Below are 1,646 nucleotides of genomic sequence, written 5' to 3'. Positions count from 1 at the left end.
TTAAGGAGTATTATATACATGTTTTCAAAATGCCTATACTTGTAAATATAATCTATAACCTTTGATTTGAATTTTTTGTCTTTTATTCTCATTTTATATGTTCTTATATTTTTATTTTCAGCTATAGATTTACTCATTTTCTTTTAACTCCTTGATTATTTCCTTTCTGCACATGCCTTCTGTAATAAAAGAAGGTTTTAATTTCCCTAATTTATCCCAATTTCTTAAAGTTTACTGTGTTTTACCAATTAATTTAGCAAATTCTTCTATAGTATAATATTTTAATTTTATTACCTCAAAATAATTATAACATTGACTTATAATTGTTTTGAGGTTTTTATAAAATTTTATAAATATTCTTTAACTGTTAATCAACCTCCACTCTTTCGTATATTTTTCTTATTTCTTCTTTAGATATCATATGAGAAAGAATATATGCAATAATTATAATTCCTGGAATATCAACTAATAGTCTAGTTATAGCAAACTTTGTTCCTAATGAAGACATCTCAAATAAAAACATAGGAATCTTTGTTGTAGACCATGCTCCAATAAATATAAGTACATTAGTAAATTTAACACCTTTTTTCATAAGTACCGCAGCTACAGGAAATGCTCCATATAATGGACCTGCTGCTGCAGAACCTAGTAAAATAGCTAATAAAATACCTATAACCCCAGATTTTTCCCCCATGTATTTCATCATAGTTTCTCTAGGCACCCATACATCTAAGAGTCCCAATAATATAAATATAGGCGGAATAACTAATATCATAACTTTAAACTGGCATCCAGTCACATTTACAGCTTTTAAACCAATATCTTTATTTATAAAAAATAATATAATTAACATTAATAATGATACTAGAAAAAATTTATATCTTTTAATTAAATTCATAAACTAACAACCACCTTCCCAATAATATATGCTACTAAAAAAGAAAATAGAAAAGCTAAAACATTTCTTGCAATAGTAATACGCTTACCAAAATATTCTATTTCAACTGGTGCTGTAACTATACCTACCATCATTAGAGTTGAAATAAAAGCACCTATTTGCATATAACCTGCACCATTTTTCAGAAGCATTGCTGCTGTTGGAAAAGCAACAAAACCGGGAATCAATGTTATAGCTCCAATAACTGCAGAAATTATCACACCATAAAAACCTGACTTATTTCCTATAACTTTTGATACAAATTCTGCATTGAAAATTGCAAGAACTATACCAACAAGCACTATAATTCCTAAAAATTGCGGTAAAATATTTTCAAATGCTTTCCATGCTTTTTTTAATGCCTTTTTTGTTTTCTTTTTATCTCTGTAATAAGATATTACCAAAAGAATTATTGTCACAATATACAAACTTATATTCAAATTTATCCAACCTCCAATAATAATTTTTTATAACTATTATTTTCTATAATTACACCATGGATTGTCAACACTTTTTAGGACACTTTTTTGTCGGACATTAGTATTCTATACTCCACAGGTGTAAGATAATTTAATGCTCCATGAATCCTATAGTTATTATACCAGTTCACATAATCAAATAGCAGATATTCAAGCTCCTCAAAGCTTTGAAATATTTTATTAAAAGCAAATTCTGTTTTAATAACTTTAAAGGCAGCTTCTGCTACTGC

3 protein-coding genes are annotated in these 1,646 nt (G+C 27.2%); all 3 read right to left on the bottom strand.

Features of this window, described 5'->3' with window-relative positions; all coding sequences use genetic code 11:
- Positions 1-367 precede the first annotated feature (367 nt).
- On the bottom strand, positions 368-898 hold the full coding sequence (locus BUA90_RS12050; protein ID WP_072968878.1) for a permease: 531 nt from the start codon (positions 896-898) through the stop codon (positions 368-370).
- The gene (locus tag BUA90_RS12045; protein WP_072968877.1) at positions 895-1,377 is read right to left on the bottom strand and encodes a permease; all 483 of its coding nucleotides are present in this window, start codon (positions 1,375-1,377) and stop codon (positions 895-897) included. Before BUA90_RS12045 ends, BUA90_RS12050 begins: the two co-directional genes overlap by 4 nt.
- A 74-nt stretch (positions 1,378-1,451) precedes the next feature.
- Positions 1,452-1,646: IS3 family transposase (locus BUA90_RS12040; RefSeq protein ID WP_143146288.1), on the bottom strand; the 195-nt coding region annotated here is incomplete at its 5' end.

Source organism: Caminicella sporogenes DSM 14501 (genome assembly GCF_900142285.1).
Classification (GTDB): domain Bacteria; phylum Bacillota; class Clostridia; order Peptostreptococcales; family Caminicellaceae; genus Caminicella; species Caminicella sporogenes.
This window is presented reverse-complemented; position numbering and strand designations above follow the sequence as displayed.

Bases quoted from the DNA above. Each gene is read 5' to 3' on its own strand.
- BUA90_RS12050 (WP_072968878.1), bottom strand. From the start codon at position 898: ATGAATTTAATTAAAAGATATAAATTTTTTCTAGTATCATTATTAATG.